The 25,220-nt window shown below is 36.1% G+C and carries 19 protein-coding genes and 2 pseudogenes; 6 read left to right on the top strand and 15 right to left on the bottom strand.

Annotated features, from left to right (window positions below; all coding sequences use genetic code 11):
- Positions 1-58: 58 nt before the first annotated feature.
- Positions 59-1,171, bottom strand: a complete 1,113-nt coding sequence (gene tnpB / locus MSWHS_RS04055; RefSeq protein WP_048158768.1) for an IS200/IS605 family element RNA-guided endonuclease TnpB — start codon at positions 1,169-1,171, stop codon at positions 59-61.
- A gap of 36 nt (positions 1,172-1,207) precedes the next feature.
- On the opposite strand from tnpB, the gene tnpA reads away from it, so the two are divergent.
- Both tnpA and MSWHS_RS20840 read left to right on the top strand, forming a co-directional pair.
- The gene (tnpA, locus tag MSWHS_RS04050; protein WP_156151187.1) at positions 1,208-1,612 is read left to right on the top strand and encodes an IS200/IS605 family transposase; all 405 of its coding nucleotides are present in this window, start codon (positions 1,208-1,210) and stop codon (positions 1,610-1,612) included.
- 910 nt (positions 1,613-2,522) lie between these two features.
- Positions 2,523-2,687 (top strand): hypothetical protein, encoded by a 165-nt coding sequence (locus tag MSWHS_RS20840; RefSeq protein WP_231585575.1) that lies wholly within the window; start codon positions 2,523-2,525, stop codon positions 2,685-2,687.
- Between the two features lie 100 nt (positions 2,688-2,787).
- Here the strand turns inward: MSWHS_RS20840 and MSWHS_RS04045 are convergent, their stop codons facing one another.
- A complete protein-coding gene (locus MSWHS_RS04045; RefSeq protein WP_231585574.1) occupies positions 2,788-5,331 on the bottom strand; it encodes a PKD domain-containing protein in 2,544 nt (847 codons plus the stop codon).
- 707 nt (positions 5,332-6,038) lie between these two features.
- Positions 6,039-6,554: a VanZ family protein gene (locus MSWHS_RS04040; RefSeq protein WP_048158766.1), complete on the bottom strand. Its 516-nt coding sequence runs from the start codon at positions 6,552-6,554 to the stop codon at positions 6,039-6,041.
- Between the two features lie 418 nt (positions 6,555-6,972).
- Between MSWHS_RS04040 and MSWHS_RS04035 the strand changes: the two genes are divergently transcribed.
- A complete protein-coding gene (locus MSWHS_RS04035; protein WP_231585573.1) occupies positions 6,973-7,914 on the top strand; it encodes a glycosyltransferase 4 family protein in 942 nt (313 codons plus the stop codon).
- A gap of 199 nt (positions 7,915-8,113) precedes the next feature.
- On the opposite strand, the pseudogene MSWHS_RS04030 reads toward MSWHS_RS04035, so the two are convergent.
- The 4 genes and pseudogenes from MSWHS_RS04030 to MSWHS_RS21210 form a co-directional block, all read right to left on the bottom strand.
- Positions 8,114-8,608: pseudogene (locus tag MSWHS_RS04030) on the bottom strand (PGF-pre-PGF domain-containing protein); the annotation flags it as partial.
- An 11-nt stretch (positions 8,609-8,619) separates the two neighbouring features.
- The gene (locus tag MSWHS_RS04025) at positions 8,620-9,027 is read right to left on the bottom strand and encodes a cohesin domain-containing protein (protein ID WP_052722558.1); all 408 of its coding nucleotides are present in this window, start codon (positions 9,025-9,027) and stop codon (positions 8,620-8,622) included.
- A gap of 136 nt (positions 9,028-9,163) precedes the next feature.
- Complete coding sequence (locus tag MSWHS_RS04020; RefSeq protein WP_052722556.1) at positions 9,164-9,706, bottom strand: cohesin domain-containing protein; 543 nt, start codon at positions 9,704-9,706, stop codon at positions 9,164-9,166.
- 399 nt (positions 9,707-10,105) lie between these two features.
- A complete protein-coding gene (locus MSWHS_RS21210) occupies positions 10,106-13,504 on the bottom strand; it encodes a putative Ig domain-containing protein (RefSeq protein WP_231585572.1) in 3,399 nt (1,132 codons plus the stop codon).
- Positions 13,505-14,065: 561 nt separating this feature from the next.
- Between MSWHS_RS21210 and MSWHS_RS04010 the strand changes: the two are divergent.
- The 3 genes and pseudogenes from MSWHS_RS04010 to MSWHS_RS04000 all read left to right on the top strand — a co-directional run bounded on the left by MSWHS_RS04010 (position 14,066) and on the right by MSWHS_RS04000 (position 17,654).
- Positions 14,066-14,829 (top strand): annotated as a pseudogene (locus MSWHS_RS04010) (IS5 family transposase).
- 411 nt (positions 14,830-15,240) lie between these two features.
- On the top strand, positions 15,241-16,233 hold the full coding sequence (locus MSWHS_RS04005) for a glycosyltransferase family 2 protein (protein ID WP_048158764.1): 993 nt from the start codon (positions 15,241-15,243) through the stop codon (positions 16,231-16,233).
- Positions 16,230-17,654: a flippase gene (locus MSWHS_RS04000; protein ID WP_048158763.1), complete on the top strand. Its 1,425-nt coding sequence runs from the start codon at positions 16,230-16,232 to the stop codon at positions 17,652-17,654. The genes MSWHS_RS04005 and MSWHS_RS04000 overlap by 4 nt, the downstream gene beginning before the upstream one ends.
- Before the next feature lie 8 nt (positions 17,655-17,662).
- On the opposite strand, the gene MSWHS_RS03995 is transcribed toward MSWHS_RS04000, so the two are convergent.
- The 8 genes from MSWHS_RS03995 to MSWHS_RS03960 all read right to left on the bottom strand — a co-directional run bounded on the left by MSWHS_RS03995 (position 17,663) and on the right by MSWHS_RS03960 (position 25,168).
- Positions 17,663-18,772, bottom strand: a complete 1,110-nt coding sequence (locus tag MSWHS_RS03995) for a glycosyltransferase family 4 protein (protein ID WP_048158762.1) — start codon at positions 18,770-18,772, stop codon at positions 17,663-17,665.
- A gap of 112 nt (positions 18,773-18,884) precedes the next feature.
- On the bottom strand, positions 18,885-20,435 hold the full coding sequence (locus MSWHS_RS03990) for a hypothetical protein (protein WP_048158761.1): 1,551 nt from the start codon (positions 20,433-20,435) through the stop codon (positions 18,885-18,887).
- The gene (locus MSWHS_RS03985) at positions 20,399-21,304 is read right to left on the bottom strand and encodes a glycosyltransferase family 2 protein (RefSeq protein ID WP_048158760.1); all 906 of its coding nucleotides are present in this window, start codon (positions 21,302-21,304) and stop codon (positions 20,399-20,401) included. The genes MSWHS_RS03990 and MSWHS_RS03985 overlap by 37 nt, the downstream gene beginning before the upstream one ends.
- The gene (locus MSWHS_RS03980) at positions 21,295-21,972 is read right to left on the bottom strand and encodes a PIG-L deacetylase family protein (protein WP_048158759.1); all 678 of its coding nucleotides are present in this window, start codon (positions 21,970-21,972) and stop codon (positions 21,295-21,297) included. Before MSWHS_RS03980 ends, MSWHS_RS03985 begins: the two co-directional genes overlap by 10 nt.
- Positions 21,953-22,879, bottom strand: coding sequence for a methionyl-tRNA formyltransferase (locus MSWHS_RS03975; RefSeq protein ID WP_052722554.1), 927 nt, complete (start codon positions 22,877-22,879; stop codon positions 21,953-21,955). Before MSWHS_RS03975 ends, MSWHS_RS03980 begins: the two co-directional genes overlap by 20 nt.
- A complete protein-coding gene (locus MSWHS_RS03970) occupies positions 22,872-23,552 on the bottom strand; it encodes a WbqC family protein (RefSeq protein WP_048158758.1) in 681 nt (226 codons plus the stop codon). The genes MSWHS_RS03975 and MSWHS_RS03970 overlap by 8 nt, the downstream gene beginning before the upstream one ends.
- A 135-nt stretch (positions 23,553-23,687) precedes the next feature.
- Complete coding sequence (locus tag MSWHS_RS03965) at positions 23,688-24,719, bottom strand: DUF354 domain-containing protein (protein ID WP_048158757.1); 1,032 nt, start codon at positions 24,717-24,719, stop codon at positions 23,688-23,690.
- Entirely contained in the window at positions 24,716-25,168 is a 453-nt protein-coding gene (locus MSWHS_RS03960) for a DapH/DapD/GlmU-related protein (RefSeq protein ID WP_231585571.1), read from the bottom strand. Before MSWHS_RS03960 ends, MSWHS_RS03965 begins: the two co-directional genes overlap by 4 nt.
- Between the last annotated feature and the right edge of the window lie 52 nt (positions 25,169-25,220).

Here is a 25,220-nt window from a genome sequence, read left to right as displayed (position 1 = left end):
TCATTCCTCCCTCTATTGAGGGCAAGTCCCCAAGCTCATCCCCGTAGTCCCTACGGTGTCATAATCCAATTAGATTCTGATCTATGAGAGCGAATTTTTTGATATTGATAGCGGCATTAATGTCTCTATCGTGTTTGGTTTTACAGTCTGGACAAATCCATTCTCTGTCTTTTAGCTGAAGCTCTTTATTGTGGTATCCACACACACTACATAGCTTAGAAGAGGGTTCAAATTGTCCTATTCTCAGGACGGTTTTTCCAAACCATTGAACCTTATATTCCAACTTTGTTACAAAACTACTCCACGCAGAATCACTTATAGCCTGTGTTAAGTGATGATTCTTAACCATGCCTTTAACATTTAGAGTTTCCAGAGCTACAGCTTGGTTTTCGCTAACAAGTCTAAAAGAGAGTTTGTTCTGGAAGTCATTTCTCTGATTTGTTATTTTGTCATGGAGTACAGCAAGTCTTCGTTTAGCTTTTGCCCTGTTCTTAGAGCCTTTCTGTTTCCTTGAGACTCTTTTCTGTAATACTTTGAGCCTTTTAAGAGAGTTTTTCAAGTACTTTGGATTCTCAACCTTTTCTCCTGTTGAAAGGACAGCAAAGTCTTTGATACCTACATCAATTCCTACTGTTGTTGATTCTGTGAAAGCTTCCTTTACTGGAAGTTCTTTTCCATCTTCAACAAGGATACTGATGTAGTAATGTCCTTTACATGTCCTTGATACCGTAGCCGTTTTGGGCTCTCCTTCAAACTTCCTGTGAAGAACTGCTTTAATTGGTTCTATTTTAGGAAGCTTGATAGTATTATTTTCAAAGTTTACAGTGTAGTGTTGAGGTACAGGGAAAGACTGTATCGGATTCTTTTTTGATTTGAACTTTGGAAACCCTGTTTTCTCTCTAAAGAATCTAGTGAAAGCGGATTCAATCTGCTTAGTCATCCCCTGTAATGATTGAGAGTTAACTTCCCCTAACCACTCATTAGAAGCCTTTAGAGTAGGAATTAATTTGTTTAAGTCAAATCTGGAAATTGATTCCCCTGTCTGCTCATAAGTTTTAATTTTCTGGTCAAGTGCCCAATTATAGACAAATCTGCAGCTACCTATATGCTGATTCAATTGAATAGCTTGTGTAGTTGTAGGATAGAGTCTAAATTTGAACGCTTGCATCATACAAAGGCATATATGATTTAACAACATACATACTTTTTGGTAAATACGAAGTATGAAACACGGAATTATAGCAAATTTTTGTTAATGTATCATGTTATTTTTGTTTGCAAATACCGAAAAGTCATACTTGAACCAATTAGCGAAGAACTCAAACAGATTATGATTGACATTTCAAAAGAGTCTAACTTTGAAATCCTTGAAATGGAAACTGACAAAGACCATATTCATTTCTTGATCAAGAGTGAGCCGAAAGTTAGCGTATTGTCAATTATCAGAAAATTGAAACAAGAATATACTAACAGGTTATGGAAAACTCAAAAAGAATATCTGAAAAAGTATTATTGGGGTGAGAATACGTTATGGAGTGATGGTTATTTTGCGTTTACTATCAGAAATGTTAGTAAAGAGGCGGCAGAATATTACATACGGAATCAGGGTTGAAGTTGACGCTTATATCCCCTGAGCTAAAGACTCAGGGGTTTTACGCTTCTTCATATAAATTATACAAAAATATATGTTATTAAATATATAATTTATGTATAATGTTAGTTTCGGGATAGGCTCATTTATCAAATGAATTTTTAATTTTGTCTTTTTTGAAACCCCTACAAGTTCTCCCCAAACATCCACTTATTAAGTGCCTATCTTCAGAAACTATGTTTCCTAACCTTGGTTCCGTATTTTTAAGCGCATAAATGTCGCCTGATACCAACTCATGCGCTTAAACTTAAGCGCATCAGATGCAACCTACATTCCGCAGTATTTTTTTGAAAATCAATATTTTTTCCGATAGCGTTTTTCAAAAATTCTCAATTAATATACCCAAACTGAAATTTGAATAAAAATTGAATACTAAGTTTTTTGGTCTCTGAACATACCGTATAGCCATTTTTAACTCCTGCATAGAAATCCGAGAAATTCACGTTAGGACAAAAATCGATAGCAAGAAAAATAATGAATATACGAAAAATACTGCGGAAAGTGGGATGCAAGGTAGAATCTCTAAATCGTAATCATCTGACCTTATATACTTACGGAAAAGTATATATGCACCTAAAAAGGCGGAAGTCAGGTTCCTAAAGTTATTTACTTGTCTAATATCTAGCTATGTACAATCGTATTTGCGATTAAATAGGTAAGATAGTGTAAAATAAATATAGATATAAAGTAGCATATTATTGTGAACAAATTTACCTAGGCAATGATATTCATCTACGCTTTTAATTCCTGATTCTGGAATAAAATACGTAGCCTCTGCCTGTGAATAACCATCATCGAGACTGGAACTTAAAAATTTTCTCGTTTTTTCTCTACTCTGTTACTACTGTTTCTGGGCAAAACACGAATGCTGATGGTAACTACTGCAAGCAGTGTGGTTACCGATAATAATCCGATGCCCCTTCTTACCTACGGGCTTGAGCCTCGTTTCTACGAATTTACGGAATTGATAATCGAAGTTAAGACGACAATCACCATGATGAGGGAGTCTTCAACAGAGCTCACTTACGACAGATAAGGCTCTAAATACCCTTTAAGACCTGAACTCCATAATGACCCCGATAGAAATTGACGGAGAAAAAAATCCACGGTGAGTATGATATTCAAACTACCTGGTATCATCTCTTTTTCTCCGTTACAGCAATTGCAATCAGAAGTATTACCATAAACCCGACAAAAACTTTGATAGCTTTGGAAACTTTTGACCAGTCTTTATGTTCAGTCGCTGGCATGAACCCGGAACCAGGCATTTCAACCTGCCTGCTATTTATTGAAAGCTCAAAAGGCTGTTCTGCAGATTCGTTCTCTTTTTCTTGATACTCAATAGCTTTCTTGCCGGTTATGATTGAAAACGAAGAGAAACCCGGAGTTCTGGATTCAAAATACATATAATGGTTGTCTTCTCCCATTTTACGTGTAGGGAGAGCATTCCATTTCCCATCCGAATATCTGTACATAAAAACTGAAGATTTCTCAGCCTCATATTCTGAAATTGCAGACCTTTTAACCCTGAATCCTACAATAGCATTGCCAATATTCCCCGAAGTTGCAAAGTCTTTATTTCCCACCCAGATATTCAGATATGTATAGACCTTTCCGGAAGGTTCTATTGGGGTCAGAACCGACCTGCTTTTAAGTTGCTCAACTATGGCTATTGTTTCCCCGAAATTCCTGTATGAATCAAACTTCACATACATAATGGAAGTGGCATTTTTAACGAACTCGAACCTTTTGTGGGATCCGGCTGTAATGAACTCCTGAGCAAGTTCTTTGACTTCAACATTACTTGCAGGCTCTGGAGAAATTCCACCTGCACCTGGAGAGGTCCCACCAGAGCTTACCGACCCCCCACTGCCTCCTTCGTCCTCGCCGACTTTAATGAAATCAGCCCAGGTAACAGCGCTATACCCGTAAACATTGCTGACATTAAGGGTTACGGAGTAACTTCCGGATTCTGAATACCCATGGCTCGGATTCTGGATGGTAGATGTCTTGCCGTCTCCAAAGTCCCAAAACCAGGAGGTAACGTTACCCGAGGAAGTGTCGTTAAACTGAACGGTCAGGGGGGCATTCCCTGTGCGTGTAGAAGTAACAAACGAAGCATGGATCCCGTCTCCGACCATAATATAGTTAGATTTGGTAATGTTGCTCCACGCAGTACCGTTACCTGCCCTCAGAGTAACCGTATAGAACCCGCTGGTCATAAACCGATAAACAGGATTTTGTACTGTTGAATCAATTGTTCCGTCACTATTAAAATCCCATTCCCATGCAGTCGGGCCTCCGGTAGATAAATCTTGAAACTGAACGGTAAGTGGAACCTGGCCTGAGGTTACGTTTGATGTAAAATCAGGAACAGGTGAAGTAATCGATAACACTTTTATAAAGGAAAGAGCACTGGTGCTAGACCCAAAAGCATTTGTTGCGGTCAATTTCACGGCATAACTTCCGGCTCTGAAATAGATGTGGGATGGATTCTGAGATGCTGAAGTATTTCCGTCCCCAAAGTCCCAGGCCCAGGAAGTCACATTTCCGGAAGAAGTATCATTAAAATGAACAGTAAGCGGAGCATTACCTGCCTGTGGGGAAATGGTAAAAGAAGCGAGAAGCGAACTTCCTACCGTAATGAAGTTAGATTTTTTGACATTATCCCTTGCAGTACCGTTGACTACACTCAGGGTAACTGAGTAGGTTCCCGGAGCTGTATACACATAAACAGGGTTTTGTACTGTTGAATCAATTGTTCCATCACTGTTAAAATCCCATTTCCAGGCTGTAGGGCCGTTGGTACTCTGGTCAGTGAACTGGACAGAAAGAGGAGCTGAGCCTGAAGTTGCATTAGAGCTAAAACCAGCTACAGGTACAGCGATTGAGTATGCAGTGATAGAAGAGGAAGCCGTACCGGAGGACCCGTATGAATTTGTCACGGTTAATTTCACTGTATACGTCCCTGCTCTGGAATATGTGTGGGAAGGGCTTTGAGAATTTGATGTACTACCGTCTCCGAAGTCCCAGAGCCAGGATGTTGGGCTTCCGGTTGAGGTGTCAGTAAACTGTACTGTTAACGGAGCTTCCCCCGATTGCGGAGAAGTAGTAAAACTAGCTGTTGGCCCATTTCCAGTGTAAATGTAACTCGATTTTGTAAGCTCACTGCTGACAGTGCCATTGGTTGCATTCAGGGTTACCGAATATGTTCCGGCAGTAGAATAGGTGTAAACCGGATTCTGGACTGTTGAGTCTATGGTCCCATCCCCGTTAAAGTCCCATTTCCAGGAAGTCGGCCCGCCGCTTGAGTTATCGGTAAACTTGACTGTGAGAGGCACTTTACCTGAAGTTGCATTAGAGCTGAAACTGGCTACTACAACGGGAACTATGGCTTTTTCTTTAACAGTAATATAGCCTTTAACACTGTCCGAGGCCCAGCTATCACTTACCGTCAACGTTACGGTGTATGTTCCCGCATTAGAGTAGGTGTGGGAAGGGCTTTGAGAATTTGATGTACTACCGTCTCCGAAGTCCCAGAGCCAGGATGTTGGGCTTCCGGTTGAGGTGTCAGTAAACTGTACTGTTAGCGGAGCTTCCCCCGATTGCGGAGAAGTAGTAAAATCTGCAACAACTGATTCATTTTCGACATCTGCGGCAGAGCCCAAGTCCGAATCCACAACTACCACCAATAACGAAAATATAAAGAAAATAAGCATTAACACCGCTATTTGTTTCAATTCACGCACCTTATTTTCACTTTGCATTTCAGATGACGTCCAACTGCCCCCTTAAACGTTCCATCTACCATTCACAAATAGCTTTTAAACCAGTTTAAGATCCTGGTTTAGAACCTTTCAGTGGCATTATTCTTTATTTTGTTACGAATCCAGCAGCAGATGTTTTGCGCTGGGAAATTGATGTCTTTAGTTGTAATTAGGTCATCTTATCATGAAATTAAAGTAGGGTCGCTTTATTTTTTTGAAGGTTATTGCTTTTCAGCTCCTTCTGGAGAAGTAAATCTCGTAGACTGTTAAGCTGGTCTTAAGTTCAAAAAGATCTAAAGTTTACTGAGAAGAATAAGCGTTTTCTTTTGTGATATATTACCAACGTGTCCTTACATAGATAATAACATTTTAAATGGAAATTCCTGTCCGAAGTATTAAACTTTTTGATTTAAGATCCTGGAGTAGAGTTATTTTCTGACCGGGAAACCTACAATCTGAGTAAGAGACTATCCGATAAGTATAGAAATCATGCTTCAGAGTCATACATTGTAATGACAAAAAGTAAAATCAGTTACGACTATGAGATCTCTGATGAATTCTTAAAAAAAATCAAACCTTTATGGATAACGTTAAGAGCAACAGGACTTTTGAATAGGCTCTTAATCTACTGATTTTTTAATGTTTTTTTTATAAAAGAATATTTTTAATGCAAACGCAAAAAGAATTACGGAAATCTGTGCAAGTACCAGCCCAAGGAGATTTGAAACAATATCTGCCACGCTTGCAGTCCGGTAAGGAAGGAACGTCTGGAATATTTCGTTCAGTATACCGTAGGCAGTTCCTATGGATACTGCACAGACCGCCGAATATCTCACTAGTGCCGGGTTTTTAGAAGTTAAAAATACAAAATACAGTAAAACTCCCATCCCGAAATATATACCTATATGCCCTGGGTCTAAGGATGCTTTCTGAACAACATTCAGACAATCAATCAAAAATTCCGTGATAGAAGAGAGGTTGTTGGCAACAAGAATATTTCTAACAGGGTAACCCAGATCCATTTTAAGGAAGCGTTTGAGGCCCCCTATGCTGGCACTGACTGAGAGATAAAAAACCATTATTGCATATAATATCGTAATTATAATAAAAAAACGGGATTTTTTAAGTTTTAGCATTTTATCTGTGAAGCTTATGACAGGTACGAGATTTAAAGGCTTTGTTTTAATGAACTGTTCGCAGTAAAATTAGACTATAGTTCTTATTTATTTTGAGACTTTATACCTCCTGTAAATCAAGACCTCAAATTATTTTTTGAAAAATGTTAGTGGGAATTATAGCTTAAAAATTTTAAACTCTAATCAATAATATAAAATTTTATGAAAATGGGTGGATAAAAAGTAAAATCAACATGTTTTTGTCATTCGGAAGTAAGTATGGTCGGAACTACTGTATTTTTTCGGTAAGTATATCTATCATTATGTTTAAAATGTTCCGGATTAAATGTATGTTGTATTTACCAGAAAAAACATGAAAAGTAACGGTGAAGGGCAGTAAAAAATGATATTAAGTTCAGCTTCATTTATTCAAAATATTATGCTTACAAGCAATTTCTTTGTTCCGTTGATAGTAACTGCAGTCTCAATGCCGTACTTTATAAAGAAGCTGACCGAAAACAATATTGTCACTAAGGACGTTTACAAGAAGGGCCTGCCGATGGTAGCAGACCGTGGAGGGACTTTAATTCTGCTGATCGCAATGCTTTCCCTTTCCATGAACTCCCTCTTTTTCAAGTTCACACCCACAAACTATGTCGCAATGATTGTCATTGCACTTTTCGGGCTGTTTGGCGTCCTTGATGATATGATCAATATTGGAAGGACTTCCAAGCTGCTGATCATGTATTACTGCTCTTATCCGCTTATTCAGTATGCGACTCACACTGCAGTGACCCTTCCAAACATTGGAGCCCTGGAACTTGGAATACTTTATTTACAATTTATTGTCCCGACATATGTGCTGGTTGCATCAAACCTTGTTAATATGCATTCCGGATACAACGGGCTTGCTTCAGGATTAGCTATAATTATTCTGGTCTCGTTGATTATAAAATCGGTCCTGATACACGATGTTGAGAATATAATATCCGTTGTTGCCATAACAGGAGCTACTATCGGGTTTTATCTCTACGAACAGTACCCTGCTAGGATCTTCTGGGGAAATGTCGGGTCGCTTACAGTCGGAGCTGCAATCGGGACTATTATTATCATCCAGGGCTTCATTATAAGCGGCTTTATTATGCTCATCCCGCATACAGTCAATTTTCTTATGTACGTCTACTGGAAAGTTAAAAAGTACCCGTCTGCCAAGTTCGGAAAAATAAGGGAAGATGGCACTCTGGATGTCCCCAATGCTCTTACTCTTAAATGGGTTCTGCCTTACCACTACAGGTTAACTGAAAAGCAGGCAACCTCTGCAATGTTCCTGTTAACTTCAGTTTTTTGTGTTTTGGGAATTTTACTTCCGGGAAGGTTGTAACTAATAAAAAATAGAAGGATAACAGAAAGAAAAAATAGAAGGATAACAGAAAGAAAAAATAGAAGGATAACAGAAAGGTGAGAATAAGTTATTTCACACTCGATATCTTTTGAAGAACAACAGTGCTCCCTGGAATAATATTCCGGTACCCCAGATTCCAGATGCTGATGCCTGATAATTCCGGTCTTCCTGATCCTCTTCACTCTGAACGATTTCTGTTTTTTTCAGAAGAAAAGGCTGCGTCAGAGTTTTCTTCGCCGGCTGGTCCTGATGTAAGGATTTCTTTGGAGTCAGGAACCTGATTTTCCGGGCCGGATGCAAATTGGGAACTCTGGCCTGTTATTGCAAACGGAGAAAATACCGGAGTTTTTGATTCAAAGAATATATAATCGGAATCTTCTCCTGTTTTTACGGTGGGCAGAGGATTCCATGCATATAAGTGGTATCTGTTGAGTTCAACGTTTGCTACCTGAATCCAGTTTTCTTCCAGCCAGATTTTGCTTACTCTAAAATTGATCACCGGATTTCCTATATTTTCTTCAGTTGAATACCCGTTCTTCCCTACCCATATATTCAGGTATTTATACACCATTCCCTCAGACTCATTTGAAACCAGGCAGGAGGTCGTATCCAGAACTTCAATGCTTGTTGTTACAAAACCTGCATTCCTGAGAACTGTATAATTTACACACGTAACAGGATTTTCTAAATCTTAAAAGACAGTGTAACTGTTGCAAATGTACCGGAAATCGAAACTTCCCCTTTTCCCAGAATACATCCGTATACATTTTTGAGTACTCCCGTATCCTTCTGTCTCGGATAAAAAAAAGTTTCCATTCCGCTCTGCTCAAACAGGTCACCTTCAGTCACATTTGTTACCTGCAGCAATGACTCATAAAATTTCATGTCAAACTGCATGCCTGCAATATCTGTGTCAGGGACTACGAAAATATCTAATGTAACCGGATTATCCCCCCAGTTTGTCCCGGCTGATGGTCTGAGAATTACCTCTGAAACGGCAGCTACATTAGAGGAAAAAATATAGAGAGTGCTGCAATTATTGCAAATAACCAGATGAATATTTTCCTGCTGTTTCCAAACATAGTTTTTCATCTGTATGACAAATCATATATATCTGTCTAAAAAACTGGCCATATATGATTATTATTCTTTCTTATCTATCTTAGTATGATGACAACACTTATTATCCGATAATATATTGCATATTATGCCGAAAACATCGAAACCCTTAGGCATAACTTTGCCTGTTTAAGGTCAGTTCCTCTACCAGTCTTTGAATCAGTTCATTCTGGAAGTTATCATAATTTCTCGTTTTCGTGAGTATAATGCTGGTATTATTCACACTGGTTTGCACGGCATTTCCTTCCTGGCTACTTACAGTAACGTTTTGAAGATAAATTTGTGCCATATCTCTTTTACCTGGAGTTGAGGATAACGTCATTGTTGCAAATATACCGGAAGTCGAAACTTCTCCTATTCCCTGAATGCATCCGTATACGTTTTTGAGTGTTTCCGTATCATTCTGTCCCGGGTTAAAAAAAGTTTCCGTACCACTCTGTTTAAACAGGTCACCTTCAGTCACATTTGTTACCTGCAGTAGTGAGCTGTCAAACTTCAGGTCGAACTGCATGCCTGCAATTTCCGTATCCGGATCCACAAATATATCTACAGTTACCGAGCTGCCTGATTCAACTACTTCAGATGAAGGCTGGAGAGTTACCTGGGTGGCTGCAGATGCTGTAAAAGTGAATATTAAGAGAATTGTAATCATTGTAGATAAACAGATTCCTGTTAGTTTATATTTTCTCGACATACTGTGTAATTTATCTTATTATGTATAAAAAATTATCTTTCCACGGTTATATCCATTATTTCCATTAACCTGCAGTCTTTATTAGCCGGATAAACTATAGTCATGATAATAAATAGGTTTAATAAGCTAGGCTGCCAGATAAACCAAATCAGTCAGTAAGCCAAAGGCCAGATAAGTCAAATCAGCCAATAAGTTCAAAATAGTAAGTGAATAGTAAGTGAATATAGTAAGTGAATATAGTAAGTGAATACTGAAAAATGGCTATGTGAGGTAAGTAATTTTGAAACAGGTTTTGTGCCTACCTCACATTTTTTATTTTTTTGAACTTTTTTTTGAACTTTTTTTTTGAACTCTTTTTTAGACTACTGTTTCCCCAAAATGGTACCCAGCCAGGGTAAGGTCCTGTGTGTTTACCACTCCATCCTGGTTCACATCCCAGCGTGGGTAAGGCTTTACTGTACTGGTGCTTCCGTAATTCTGAGCTATTATGGTTATGTCAAGGATGTTTACTACCCCATCCTGGTTTACGTCCCAGCGCGGATGATAGTTGTTTATGTATATATTGTTCTGCTCCGTTACTTTTTCAATTCCATCGCTTACAGCCACCTCAATTGTATGATTCCCGCTACTGGAATAGTCGGTTTCCCAGACATAAGTGTTTTCAGTGCTGTATTCTATTCCGTCAATCCCGATGGAGTAGTTGAGGGCCTGCCCGTCCGCATCGGATGCGTTTACTGAAATCCCGATCCTTTCCCCTTCACTGAAAGACGACCCGTCCAGAGGTTCGAAGGAATCAATGGCTGGTGGGTTATTTAACTTGTTCACGGTTACCGTGACGTTCTCCGAATCCGTGAGGTACCCATCGCTCACTTCAAAGGTAAACGTGTAAACTCCAGCCTGTCCAACAGCCGGGATCCAGCTGAAATTCCCAGATTCTGTGTTGAATTCTGCCCCATCGGGAAGATCTGAAGCTGAAAGAATAAGTTCGTCTCCGTCCGCATCTTTGGCAATTACCTTAAAAGTGAGAGCGCTTTTCTCATCAATCGATTTGAGGTAGCAAATAGGGTCCATTACAGGAGCAGTGTCTATCAGTACGCTTGTATTTGTAACGGTATAAGGAGCTGATTTTGAACTTGCATCACTGATAAGCACGTTTGAGAGGTTGAACTCTGCTATTCCTGTCCTGTTTCCTGCAGTCAGGTTAACGGTTGCAAAAGTCCCGGGTGTGGATACATTTAAAGGGCCCAGGATGTAGCCATAGATGTTTATGACTGTTCCGGCAATGTTGTCGATAGCCCCACTGTTGAAAATAGTGGATGACCCACTCTGTTTGAAGAAATCTCCTTCGGTTACACTGCTGGCTGAGACCATTGAACTGTCGAATAGAATGTCAAGCTGTGCACCGTTTATTGAGGTGGAGGGATCGATTTTTATGCCAAGGTCAAACTGAGCTCCAGGTGCGACGTTCTCGCAGGGAATTATCATGATTATTGATTTGTTCTCAGATGGCGGCTCTTCAGGTTCTGTCACGTTTACCTTCCAGGTATTCGAAAAGCTATCAGTATCCGCTGAACCACTTACATTAACGTCGTATACTCCTGCCGTATCCCAACTATAGGTTAAGGATGTGCTGTCATTCAGGACCGCTTTCCCGCCTACGAACCAGTTTGCAATCAAAGCCCGGCTGGAACTTACATTGAAGTATACGGACTCTCCTGTATTCTTAAAGAGCAAAGTATTTTCTGGAAAAAATACAATCATACCAGACGAATTATTACCAGTCCCCCAGACGTCCCAGCTCTTGCTAACATCTCCGTTTGCGTTTGATCCCTCAAATTTAATTACTGATTCGTCTTTTGTTATAGTCCACGTATAATTAAGGGAGCCTTCGGACACAAGTTTTCCGTCCACATACCAGTCCATCTCTGTCAAAGGCTCATCTGTCCAGACCCTGAAGTTTTTAGTTTCTCCGGGGTTGAACGGGTTTTCCGTGCTTGGAGCAAAACCGATTATCTGCGGGCTGGTTGAATCTTCCGGGATAATTGCTGTTATGGTGTAGGTCGGGACGTTTGGGTCTTCGCGGTACCAGGAAGAGTCAGGAATGATTCCTGAGAGAGAAACAGTGCGGCCGTCTGGAGTGGTGATGGTGGCTTTGCTGGAATATGTTTCAGAATATGATGAATTTTCATAATGTATATGTAGTATTGCTGGCGATTCTGCCCTATTATTTATAGGAAGGCATGTTCTTCCATTATACATAAGGAAATGAGTCTTTTGTATACCATTTCCATCACAACTTGCCTTACTTTCATCCTGTTCATTTACAAGATCGATAGTCACATCTGGTAGTTGAGTTCCAGTTCCATCTACTATTATTAGGTCAAGATATCGATAAATTCCAGCGTCATTACAACTGTAAAATCTTGAAAAATTAGTATTTATTATCCGTGTATTAATAGCTTTACTAGAATCAATCCTATCTACGGAAGAATCTATAATTGTTCCATTATATGTATATGCACCATCCTTTATGTAAGTGAATTTGATTACATTATTTTCAATGGCATAACCCGGGGGTGTTGTTATGGTCATGTTTTGGAACTTTATTTCAGAACTGTTGAATACAGTGTTTCCATTTCCTTGGATAATTGAATTTTTAACAGTTACATTATGAACATCATCACCTATAAGAAATCCTCCACCCAACAATGTCAAATTTTCAAAATATATATTATTACATCCTCCCAAGGCTCCATTCCCATTAGTTAACAATATGTTATTAGATGGTGAATGACCAATAATAGAGTCATAAACAGAAATGTTACTAGCTGGATGTATATCTATTCCATTATGGCCGGCATTGAAAACAGAAACATTACGGAATGTAGAACCATCCTCTGCCCCACCTGGACAAAAACTACTCCATCCACTATCATTAACCGACAAATTATATCCGTAATTGTATCTTCCTGACGAAAATACAATTCCTTCGTATCCGGTTTGCGGGGTCAGATAGTTCCCTGATCTCCAAGTAGAAATGTCATGGAAAGTTCCTCCCGTTGAATTAAATACATAAAATCCCACTCTGTCTGTTTTGTTTACTTTTACATTATAGATATTCATTCCAATAGTGTTTTTCACATAGAATGCAGCTCCACTATTTCCAGAAGAATCTTGAATATATATATCATGGATCACTCCATTTTTGATTCCCTCTACCCAAAAATCCCTCGTTTTATATGTAGTAACATTATGTATTATTCCCTGAATATCACCGTATATATTTATTCTTTCAGCATATTGAAAATTAGTATTATATAATTCAGAATTGTATAAATATATAGATCCTCTGTGTTCATAGGTGTTTGAAGTTTCGTTCCATCCGGTTATTGTAACATCATGTATTTTGAACTTATCATTATTATTATATCCATACAAAATTCTTGTATATCCTTTTTGTCCTGTCATTCTTAATTCAGTAACTTCAGAATTATTTATATATACTGTAGAATTTTTTGAGTAAATACATGAAGCCGTCCAAATGCCATTTCCCCAGTTTTTTATTAGTTTTGAATCATTTAATTTATTGGATATATCTGTAAGGGTTACATGAGTTTCATCTTGAACAATTATTATGTTCCAATAAGAATCAGATGTTATACTTGCAGACGCAACTGGTAAAAAAAAACAAAACATTATACACACAGTTAGGGTATGGTATAACAGATTTCCCTGTAATTTATCCCCCAGTTTCAATATTATTCCCCCTGCTCTATTTAAATATTTCAAATTATTCAATAAACTGCCTTCTTTGTATAAATATGTTAGTTAATATTATTAATTCCTAGTAGTAAGTTCTTCATCCTACTTTTGGGGGATGCGACAAGAATCCATGCTATGAACCATATTCTTACCGTCGACTGGTTGACATTTAATTTTTAATAAGTGATAATGACAATGATTTTGAAAAAAAAATACCTCGTAATTGCGTATAGTTGATAGGTTGACATGTAACCAATTATGAATCCGTCATACTAAACTTTAATGAAAAAAATGGTTCCATGCTTATATAGGTCGTGAGAGTTGGATCATACGTTATCCAGCTTTAAACATAATGTCTAGAGTTATCTAATGCTCTAAAACGGTGTTGGAAAAAATGTTCAAATATCTAATGTCGACATGCTGAAAGTAAGTAATAAATATCTAAAAGGCTGTCTTAAAACTAAATAATACCTGTAACACGATTGTTCGTCAAGGTCAGAACAGACTGTAAGACTTCCTTATCCTAGCGATTTATCTGATAGAGAATGGAAGCTAATCAAGCCTCACATCCCAAATCCCCCAACTAATCGCGGCAAAAAACGTGTTCATCTCTATCAGGAAATATTAAATGGCATATTCTATTTGCTACGTTCTGGTTGTGCCTGGCGAATGTTACCACACGAATTATCACCATGGCAATTGTCTACCACTATTTCCGTCTTTGGCATCTTTACGGAATTTGGGAACGCATAAATGCTGCGCTAAGAACTGAACTGAGAATTGCAAATGGCAGAGAACCAGAGCCAAGTGCAGCAATTTTGGATAGTCAATCAGTCAAAACCACAGAAACACCTGGAGTACGTGGTTATTATGCTGGAAAGAAAGTAAAAGGGAGAAAGCGTCATATTATGCGCCATATTATAGTAGATACAACAGGGCTACTATTGATGGTTGTAGTTCATGCCACCAATATCCAGGATCGGGATGGAGTTAAACTTGTTCTGGAACAAATTAAGGGGACCTTTTCTTGATTGCAGCTTATTTGGGCTGATGCTGGTTATGCTGGTCAACTGGTTAATTGGGTCAAGATAACGTGTGGTTGGGTTTTGGAAATAGTAAAACGTAACGATGATGTCAAAGGTTTTCAAGTACTTCCTCGTAGATGGGTAGTAGAGCGTACATTTGGATGGAGAGGGCGTTATCGGCGTTTGAGCAAAGATTATGAAGGATTGACAGAATCAAGTCAAGCCTTCATATATGCTGCTATGATCCGTATAATGAGTAAACGACTGGCTAAAATCAAGCCTTCATCCAAATGAAAAATGCATATTCAGACAGCCTCTTAGACATGCTAACTATTTGACTAAACAATTATTTTCAACCCAATAAGCCAATAGCCAAAAAATATAAGCTAACTGGGCAATGAGTATCAAATTAAAGTTTTCTACTATCTATTGGTATATAGAATATTCCGATTAGAGAAAAAACACAATATTTATATGCCAATTATAGTAATTTCTCAGCAGAAATACCTCCATATTCAGTTTCTGTAGGCATTCCCGCTAGAGTCATTAAGAAGTATGACTTTAAAAAGGGGAGGTGGATTAAAGTTTAATTCCGTTAGCTGAAGCTTTAATGTTGTTAATAATTTAGTAGAGTTTTTATTAGCCTCGTAATTTCATTTTAAATGGAATTAAAATATTTTATTTTCTCTTTTTATGGGACTTATTATGAAAATATCAGTTGTAATTCCTACATATAATAGGAGCGAGGAATTAAAATCTGCAGTAGAGTCCGTGTTAGATCAGTCTACTCCAGCAAATGAGATCATTGTCGTGGATAATGGTAACGATAGTAAAACAGAAGACATTTTACAATTTTACTCTAACAACAAATCGAATACTCAGATCAGATACTTAAAAAATCATGTAAATAGTGTATCTGTTGCCAGAAATATTGGGGGGCAAAATGCCCAGGGCGATATCATTTTCTTTTTGGATGATGATGATAAATTTGATACATATTATATTGAAGAAATTATCCAAATATACTCTGATTGTCCAAATGCTTTAATTGTTCAGGGAAATCTTGCAAAAGAAATATCAAAAAGTAATATAATTATATTGTGGAACAATATATGGAACCTATACTCTAAATTCTTTTATATCTTTAGTTTTTCCAAAAATATGAAAAAAGTTTTACCTTCTGGAAAAAATGTTTCTCCTTCATATTGTGATAAAGTAATTAATTGTCAGTGGGCCAGCGGTGGATGCTCAAGTGTAAAAAAGAAAGTGTTTAATGAGTTTTTATATGATAATAACCTGATCAAGTACAGTTATGGTGAAGATGTTGATTTTTCTTATAGGATTTACAAGAAATATCCACAGTCAATTTATTTAGCACCTAAAGCAAAATTATTGTATAAAGGATCTTTTAATAAAGGTACACCACTAAAACAAGCTATTATCATGGAAAAGGCATATAATCTTTATTTTGTATCCAAAAATTTAGGCAAACCTATTAATTATATATTATTTTTTTGGAGTGAAATTGGGATGTTTTTACAGGATATGCTTTTTTGTGTGCTATTCATAAAAAAAAGAGGAAAATATTTTTTATTAAGATTATTGTATAGTCTGTGTGCATATTATATTTGCATTCGTTTTTTTTCCAGGATACAAAACTTGGACATAGATTATATTAATAACAGGTATTTACTATGAGCCTAGCGCGTGACGTAGCTAAAAATACAAGCTTTATTTTATTTGGCAATATAGTTGTAAAGCTTATAGCTCTTTTCGTTTCAGTTTACTTGGCAAGATATTTAGGTGTAAATAATTATGGAAAATATACTTTTGTAACCACTTATCTTATGTTTTTCACATTTATCAGTGGATTTGGATTAGATCAGGTAATTATTAGAGAGATTGCAAGAAATCCCTCAACAACTAATGTTGTATTCAATAATGCCTTTTACATTAGAATAGTGACTTCTATTGTAGCTGTATTATTAGCGGTAGCAGGTATTCGTATTTTAAATTATCCCTACGATACTGTAATATATGTCTATCTGGTATCAATTACATTATTATTTCAAGGAATTAGTTATTTAATTGAGTCCCTTTTCCAATCAAATCTTAAAATGGAATATTCTTCGATCGCTTTAATCATCTCTAAATGCTTTTTTGCATTATCAATATTTTTGATAATACTCAATAAGGGTACTCTGATGAATATTTTTTTAGTTTCTATACTCTCTGAAGCTTTCCGGACCTTAATAGATTATATGTACTCGAAAAAATTCATAAAAATTAATATAGATTTCAACCTGGGCACTTTAAAATATTTAATAAAGCAAGCCTTGCCTTTTGTTATTGGCTATGGTCTTTTTATTATCTATTATCGTATTGACGTTTTGATGTTGTCGATTTATCAAGGTGATATCCCTGTAGGAATTTACTCCGCTGCATATAAATTAACAGATCCGCTGCTTTTCCTACCAGGTGCTTTAGCTTCAACACTCATGCCAGTAATGTCAAAACAATATTTCTCTGATAAAGAGAAACTTAAAAACACTTACCTTATGAGCATGAGATATATCTTGGCACTAATGTTGCCAATAGTGTTTGGAATATATTTACTTTCCAAAGATATTATTAATTTTCTTTACAGTTCAGAGTTCTCGGGTTCCATTATAGCATTACAAATGCTATCTGGTACAATAATTTTTAACTCATTAAACTCAATTCAGTCATCTCTACTAACTTCAGTAAATAGGCAAGAGTTAAATACGTTAACTATTGGAATTTGTTGTATTTTGAATATAGGGTTAAATGTAGTGTTCATACCTGATTACAGTTATATGGGGGCTGCGTTTGCTACATTAGTTTCTGTAATAGCACTATTTTTCATAGAGTTTTACTTTATATATGTAAATTTATCACTACATTTTGTTAATGTGGATCTATTAAAACTATTTATCGCTTCAGGAGTGATGGGGTTAACCTTAATAAAATTCCCATCTTTGAATATGTTCACATTAGCATTTATTGGGGGAATTATATACATTGTTTCTATTTTTTCACTTAATGTATTTTCAAAAGACGATATACAGTTACTTCTTAAAGTACTCAATCATAGATGAATTCGATATTATTGGATTGAGTGGCTCTCATATAAATTTACATATTTTTCAATAATATGGTTCCATGTATATCTTTCGGCAAATTTTTTTTGCATAGTAACCAGGTTTTCGTCTGTTCCAGTATATTGTGAGTTAAGTATCTCAACAATGTCATCAACATTTGGCTCAAATGATTTAAGTTGATATCCATCTGCAACAACAAAATCATAGATTCCAGCATTTTTAGAAAAACATACAGGGCAGTTTGAACATGCGAATGCTTCCATTACAGCTAAGCAAAAAGTGTCAAATCGTGATGGATATATAGCGAGATCAACATTTTTCAAGATAAATTTAATATCTAATCTATTTAAATTTCCGAGGAAAATAACATGATCTTTTATTTTTAGTTTCTCGCATAGTTTTATTAAACCTTTTTTATATTCACCTTCTCCTGCAATGTATAGTACTGTTTTTGGCTTATCTTTCAAAAATTTAGAGACTGCTTTGATTAACAAATCTATACCTTTTTCAGGAGCAAGCCTTCCGTGGAAAAATATTTTAAAATTATCGTCGGTAACTATGTGATTAAGTTCTGATAAATTACAGTCATTTAGTGGATAAAACCAGAAATTATCAATTCCGTTAGGTATAACTATACTATTTTTTACTCTATATTTTTTTTTAATTATATCGTTTAAAGAATAGGAATGAGTTACTATCTGACATGTATATTTTAATAAATATGGGGCAAAAATGGCAGAGGGAATAGTCAAGTAATCTAAACGGTGACGATATTTTAGTTGCATTTTTATATGTTTTCTAAAATCGCCATGATAGTGTATAATTAGTGGTTTCTGCTTTATGATTGAATAAATGTGAAGCAGAAATTTTTTATTTGGCATCAAATTTGGACTAATAGGTATGTGAATAACATAATTGTTTGGATAATTTAATATATCTAATAAGGTCACACTTTCAAGATTATATTGTTTTGCTTCATTCTCATTTTTGTTTATAATTAATTTTATTTTATCAACAGGTAAAGGATCTTTGTAATTGATTAATTCCTCTATAATCGATTTTCCAACTTTGGCAGGCGCATCATTTTTTTCGGGGTAAAAATACAACAGATCCATATCAGTGTTCCCTAAAAATCCTTGCCCATTACAATCCTTATTAAAATAATTGATATTTTTCTTTGATTTACATTGATAAAATCTTATCTAACCTGTTTATTTTATGGTATTTTCACAGTATCCAGACTCTAATCCTTCCGTTACTAAATATATTATTCTTTTTTTCTTCTATTGAGTTAATAATTGGTTCTCTTGCATATACATCCTCTAAAATGTATGTAGCATTGAATTTATCTATTATTTCTATAGCCCTGCCATCATCAATATCTTGTAGACCCATAAGCCAGTTGACAGATCCAGCTACATCAGTCATTGGTTTTATGACATACGGTCCCTCAAGATAATAATCTAATGAATTAAGACTAACCTTCTCCATCTCGATATCGGATTCATTCATTAACTTGTAAGCAAGTATCTCCGCACCAAGTGTAGGTGTAATAGGATGTCCATCTGACATAGGAGACAATCTCCAAGTATCTCCCCTGAATGCGAAACCGTGAGAACTCTCGGGTATATAGTTGTTTGTCCAAGTTGCAGCACTATATGTGATATCAGGCATATACCAATAGTTTTGAGAATCACCAGTACGTGCATGATTGTAAAATCCTGAAAAAGTAGAAAAAGATATTAAGATCAAAATTATGGTTGTGATTATTATCTTATCTGATCTCTTTTCGTATGAACTTAATAGATTCCTGAAACCTAGAGCGCTAAAAAGTATTGTGAATGTCAGTAATATATAGATTCCATAAGCATGGGAATACATAGTGGGTATCAGCATTAATAGAGCCACAAGAATATATGTTTCTTCAAATATTTTGTTTCTTTTGAACATTAAATAGAATAACCCTCCAAAGAAGAAAATTAAAACTGGCCCTATATATCGTATATTTATTATTACAGTGGTTAATACCCATTCATATCTGGATCCCGCTTCTATCAATGTCCTTGTAAAAAAAGGATATGTAAGTGCAAATATGAATCCTATAAAATATAAATAATTATGACTGTTATTTATATTCCACGTTAAATTTACCTTGGATATTAACTTTAAAATTACAAATATACTTAATAAAAGTATTGAAAAATAAAAAAAATGATGGATAGCTGCTAAAAACGGGATTAGAACTATCACTAGTAAAGCAGTTTTTCTTAATTTCATTTTTTTTATCAGTACGAAGAGAAAAAGTGGTAAAAATATAATGAACGGGCCTCTAGTACTTATTTCCCATGTGCTGAATATCATTATTCCTTGAGATATTGAAAAGAAAAGAGCTGTCAAGTATTTATATAAAAAGTCATTATATAATGTTCCAGCTAATATATATGCTGTAAAAATACTGAATAGTCCCATTATGATAGAAAATATTAATATTGTTTTTTCCATTTCCAACCCTGTAAGTCCAGTTAATTGTGAGACTCCTGAAAGTGAGAATGGAATAGCACTTGCGTATGAGTAAGGATATAACCCAAAAACTGAAAGCCAATTTAGCCACCAGTTCGCACATCCAAAGCTAGTTACCGAGTTGGAAAGGGAATGTATGAAAAAAGAATCCGATCCCTTTTCGTGAGGTATTGAAGGAATTCTTAATACTATGTTGAGTATAATTAATAGTGCAAACAATATTACTTTTTTACGCTGCGAGACTTCAGCTTTGAACATAGTATCTCCTTCAACCGTTTGTATTTATAGTAGTCTAATATTTCATCATCTTTTATTCTAGGAGCACCTTTAATATATTCTGAGAAATAACCTATTATGTATGCTAATCCTACCCCATTTTTAGAATAACCATCAGTACTATATAACATTCTTATTCCTTTTAGCAAAACATGTGTGGGAGTGTAGCCTATAAAATAGTTGTTGACGCCCAATTTTTTATACCCTTTCCATTGACCTTCAGCGCTGGCATATGCTCTTGTAGATATCATTTTTATGTGTTCAAACTGTCTTATGTCCCATCCCCGGATTGTGGCTTTTACATTTGATACGCTATCTGGGCTACATGTCAGCAGATAGCCTTCAGTATCTATAAAACATTCCTTTTTCCAGAGTCTGGCTCCTCCGGAAGGTATATCTTTTCTGAAATTGCTCCATATAATTTTATTATTGATAATGTTACCTACATGACCGCTACATATGCCTAAGTTTTTATTTTTTTCAAATTCACTCATAAGAGATTCAAAATAATTGCCATCAAATGTAATATCTGCATCAACGCTACCAATATAATAATACTCCAAGTTATTTTCTTTACAGTAATTGAAAGCGTAGTCAAATCCAGTTCTGTAGACATGTGATAAGTGTATTCCTAGGTCTCTTGGCTTTTCATTCAATCTTAAACTTTTAATCCAGCTATGCTTTGAAGTGATATTTCTCAATATTTCAGGAGTTCTATCTGTACTCCCATCATCGACAATAACCCAAAGTATTGGTTTTATTGTCTGATTAACTACAGATTCTGCGAGTTTTGGAAGACTTTCTTCTTCATTTTTGCAGGGGGTTACAAGTATATAGTCTTTTATGCCCATAGGCTGTCATCCATTCGTATTACTTCGAAACATTCGGCATATTCGAATCCCATTGCCCAGCCGTAAGTTTTAGCCATTCCTTTTACATGTTCTATCAGCACTTCGCTACCAAATTTTGTGTACTGGGTTTTGTAGGCTCTAATGGCATTTAGTTTGGTTTCAAGAGTTTCCGTGATATCTACAAAGAATTGGGGTCTAAAGGCGAATACATTAGGTCTGTATGGCAACGTTGAAGCACTTAACACGTTTTTTACACGACCCTGACGGGAAACTGCAAACATTATATCAGCTGCGGACTTATGATCCTGATGGGAATCAAAAGGATGATGAGAAATAAAGACATCTGGATGTAATTCATTAACGATGGTATCAACTTTAGTAATTATTTCTCCATCTGCTGGTAAGTCTTTTGTTGGGTAACTAAGAAACATAATACCTTTTATTCCCAGTATCTTAGTAGCATCTTTAGCTTCATTCCTCAGTTCTTCATCAATGTAAGTCTTACCATTTATGTCTGTATAGCCACCTGATGTTAGAATTAACAGGTATACATCATATCCTTTCTTTGCAAACTTCGCAAGCGTCCCACCAGCTTCAAGTTCCATATCATCTGGATGAGCACCCATAGCAAGAACTGTACGTGTAATTTTAATCACTCTCTTTTTCAAATTTATCTCCAATTCGGAGTTCTAATTTTGTTTCATTCCCATTTTTATCAAGAACTGCATAATTGTCAATTGACAATTTACCGCCTTTTACACTTATTATAAAGTTAGAATCAGAACTAGCGATTATTTCACCTAGTGAAGAGTAATTGGATGAGTCAGCCTCAAATTGGGCACCCCAAAAAATAATTTTTTTACCTTTTATATAACCGTAAGCACCCGGCCAAGGCTTAACAAGTGCCCTTATTAAATTGTAAATCTCAATCCCATCTCTGTTCCAATCGATTATTCCATTTTCAGGGGTTCTTGGTCTAAAATAAGATGCTTTTGAATCGTCCTGTTTTTCAGCTTGGAGAACCTTTCCAGATGAGATGGTATTAAGGACATACTTTAATAGCTCACATGCCTCATGATATATTCTGTAATGTAATGTATTTGCGGAGTCTTCAAATAAAATAGGAATTTTTTTCTGGACTATTATATCTCCAGTGTCAATTCCCTTATCAACGAAGTGTATTGTTACTCCAGTTTCATTTTCTCCATTGGCTATAGCCCAGTTAACCACATGCTGGCCTCTATAATAAGGCAGATATGAAGGATGTATATTTATGGATTTAAACCTGGGAATATTAAATATTTCATTTCTAATAATATATTTATATCCGCAAACAACAATTAAATCGGGATTTGAGTCTTTTATATAGTCTATATAATTATAAAGTTCTATTCTGTCTGGTTCGTGAAATGGTATGAAAGATTTATCAGTAGTTTCTGTAATTTTAATTCTATTCACATTACTTTTTTCCAGAGGCTGGCAAAAAACGCTTTTTACATTTGAATTTTCAATTAAGCAATCCAAAATCAAACCATTGTTGCCAAAAAATATCGTGTTAATTCTGTTTTCATTCATAATTACCAACCTCTGGACCAGCATTCAATAAAGCATCTATAGCCGACATATTTGGCTCAAACCCATCGTACTGCTGCTTATAAACCGGATGTCTGAAATCCTGAAAACATACCTGAATATTTTTTTCGTCGAACAACTGAGGATTAAGATAGTCTTTACCCATTGGGCCTGATAGATAAACGTCCCCGCCAACTGCACTGACAAGATCGACAAGTCTTTCTGTTGACTTGGAATTGAACCCGAATTCACTTGAATGAATAATTTCAGTATCAATCTCAAATGATTTCATTAGAAATTCGATCAATTTCAGGTTTATGTCGAGAAGCATATCATATTCTTGCCCATAGATTCGGCGAATATCTTTTTCAAAATTCGGATAAAAAGGAGCTTTTTTGTAGTTATCGTTTATTTCTTTAAAATGAGCTTCCTGCCAGTTTGTTCCTTCTATTTCAACATCGTTTCTTATTTTTATTTGATTGATGGGAATATGCTTTTTCTCAACAGGCACAGTAAGCCATTTCCATCCGTGGTATATTCTTATCCTGTTTCTCTGCTGGAAGTCCCCTTTGGTAAACTGAGCATCATCATAGATAATGAATACATCAGATTTTCTCAGCTTGTCAAAAAAACCTAAATATGGAAAATAATTCGGTTGATGTATTCCTACTATCATATTTTTTCACGCTTCCAGGGATGAAACTTTGTAAAGATGAAACTTTGTAAATATATATAGTTTTATTTTTGTAAACAAAATATTTGGATCAGTTCCGTATATATTCGCTATTTTATTACATTCCGAAAATAATACTCAGCTTACTTTTCCTGAGTTTTCAATCATATTGACTATAAACTCCACAACACCAACTTTTTCTTCTAACATGTTCTGCTTTTTTAACAGCCATTCTTCTTTTAATGTATCATTTTTCAATAGAGATACGGCTTTATCCAGTGCAGTGCTTCTATCTAATATTGTATAAGCCAATCCGTATTTTTCTTCAAGTTCGTTCAGGTATCCTCTCCGGGTATTTGAGACGTATATTGAAGGGACTCCGAGGATAGCAGCTTCAGATGCCATTGTAGCGCCTTCTCCAATGCAGAGAGCAGAAAAATAAATTACATCGTGGAGGTCTTTTGGATCTATTTTTAACTGGTAATCTTTTACTGTTTGCCAAGCTGTAGTATCGGAAGATATTACTACTCTACCATATTTTTCGAGCTGGTTCACATACTCTCGAAGTTCTTCTTCAGTTTTAAAATTCAGTCCTGTTGCGTTTATATCATGATGGGAGGAAAGGGCAGATAACCTGAGAATTATATACTTATCATTTAGTTGATACTTATTTAGCACTTCTTTATTTGGAGTAAAATACTTTGGATGTAAGTATGCAAGCTCGTAGTATCCGTCAAACCTTTCTTGCTTAGGTCCCAAATCCAGATAAAATGAATTTGAAGTGTATATCTTGTCAGTAAAAGGAAAAGTAAGTTTAATTACGAGACCTGCAATCTCGGTATCTGAAAAAGCAATATGAGGTTTTTTAAGAATACGGCTCACATGTGCTGAATAAGGAGAACCGGGGCTCACAAAAACATCCGGTTTAAACAATCTCACCTGTTTGTAAAGCCACAAATCATTCATTAGTATCCCTAAGGCTTTTCCAAGCATTGTCTTATAATATCTGCACACCTCATACTCAAATCCGTACTCTTCAAGTACTCTTTTCGTATTTTCTTTGGCTCTTGCCACTATCTTGGTCTCGTGACCCCTTTCTTGAAGATTCCAGATCACGTTTTTAAAGACATTTACATCTTTTGGGTGCCCGATATCAAATAGTATATTCACGGCATTTCAACCTTTTTTATTGTTTTGGCAGGCACTCCTGCAACGATATGATAAGGGTCTACATTTTTTGTAACGACTGATCCGGCTCCGACTACAGCTCCCCTGCCAATTCTGATCTCAGGCATTATTATAGAGCCAGCGCCAAGCCAGGCATCGTCTTCTATTACTATCCGACCTCTCTGAATTTTTACATAAGGTTTAATTCGGGAATTATTTGGGTCTGAAGATGTGAGCAGGGTTACGTTTGGGCCTATAGCTACTCTATCTCCGATTCTCAGGTTATCAGTATCTTCCAGTTTTTCTGCGATTGTTAGACCTTCTGCTATGTAAGTGTGCTTTCCGATCTTATACCCGCAGTTTTTGTACATAAATATCCGGAGACTGCAACAGGGCAGGTTTTTAGCAAAGTATTTGAGTACCTTTTTCTTCAATTTCCTTAACGTTTTCATGCCCTGCTCTCCAGATAATCGAAACTATTAATCTAAATAATCATGAGTTTTC

Source organism: Methanosarcina sp. WWM596, from assembly GCF_000969965.1.
GTDB lineage: Archaea > Halobacteriota > Methanosarcinia > Methanosarcinales > Methanosarcinaceae > Methanosarcina.
This window is presented reverse-complemented; position numbering and strand designations above follow the sequence as displayed.

Coding starts and splice junctions, on each gene's coding strand:
- MSWHS_RS03970 (WP_048158758.1), bottom strand. CDS start 23,552: ATGATAGTAGGAATACATCAACCGAATTATTTTCCATATTTAGGTTTT.
- MSWHS_RS04040 (WP_048158766.1), bottom strand. CDS start 6,554: ATGCTAAAACTTAAAAAATCCCGTTTTTTTATTATAATTACGATATTA.
- MSWHS_RS04035 (WP_231585573.1), top strand. CDS start 6,973: ATGCTTACAAGCAATTTCTTTGTTCCGTTGATAGTAACTGCAGTCTCA.
- MSWHS_RS03985 (WP_048158760.1), bottom strand. CDS start 21,304: ATGGGCATAAAAGACTATATACTTGTAACCCCCTGCAAAAATGAAGAA.
- MSWHS_RS20840 (WP_231585575.1), top strand. CDS start 2,523: ATGGTAACTACTGCAAGCAGTGTGGTTACCGATAATAATCCGATGCCC.
- MSWHS_RS03975 (WP_052722554.1), bottom strand. CDS start 22,879: ATGAATGAAAACAGAATTAACACGATATTTTTTGGCAACAATGGTTTG.
- tnpB (WP_048158768.1), bottom strand. CDS start 1,171: ATGATGCAAGCGTTCAAATTTAGACTCTATCCTACAACTACACAAGCT.
- MSWHS_RS03995 (WP_048158762.1), bottom strand. CDS start 18,772: ATGGATCTGTTGTATTTTTACCCCGAAAAAAATGATGCGCCTGCCAAA.
- MSWHS_RS04005 (WP_048158764.1), top strand. CDS start 15,241: ATGAAAATATCAGTTGTAATTCCTACATATAATAGGAGCGAGGAATTA.
- MSWHS_RS03960 (WP_231585571.1), bottom strand. CDS start 25,168: ATGAAAACGTTAAGGAAATTGAAGAAAAAGGTACTCAAATACTTTGCT.
- MSWHS_RS04000 (WP_048158763.1), top strand. CDS start 16,230: ATGAGCCTAGCGCGTGACGTAGCTAAAAATACAAGCTTTATTTTATTT.
- MSWHS_RS04025 (WP_052722558.1), bottom strand. CDS start 9,027: ATGAAAAACTATGTTTGGAAACAGCAGGAAAATATTCATCTGGTTATT.
- MSWHS_RS03990 (WP_048158761.1), bottom strand. CDS start 20,435: ATGTTCAAAGCTGAAGTCTCGCAGCGTAAAAAAGTAATATTGTTTGCA.
- MSWHS_RS04020 (WP_052722556.1), bottom strand. CDS start 9,706: ATGATTACAATTCTCTTAATATTCACTTTTACAGCATCTGCAGCCACC.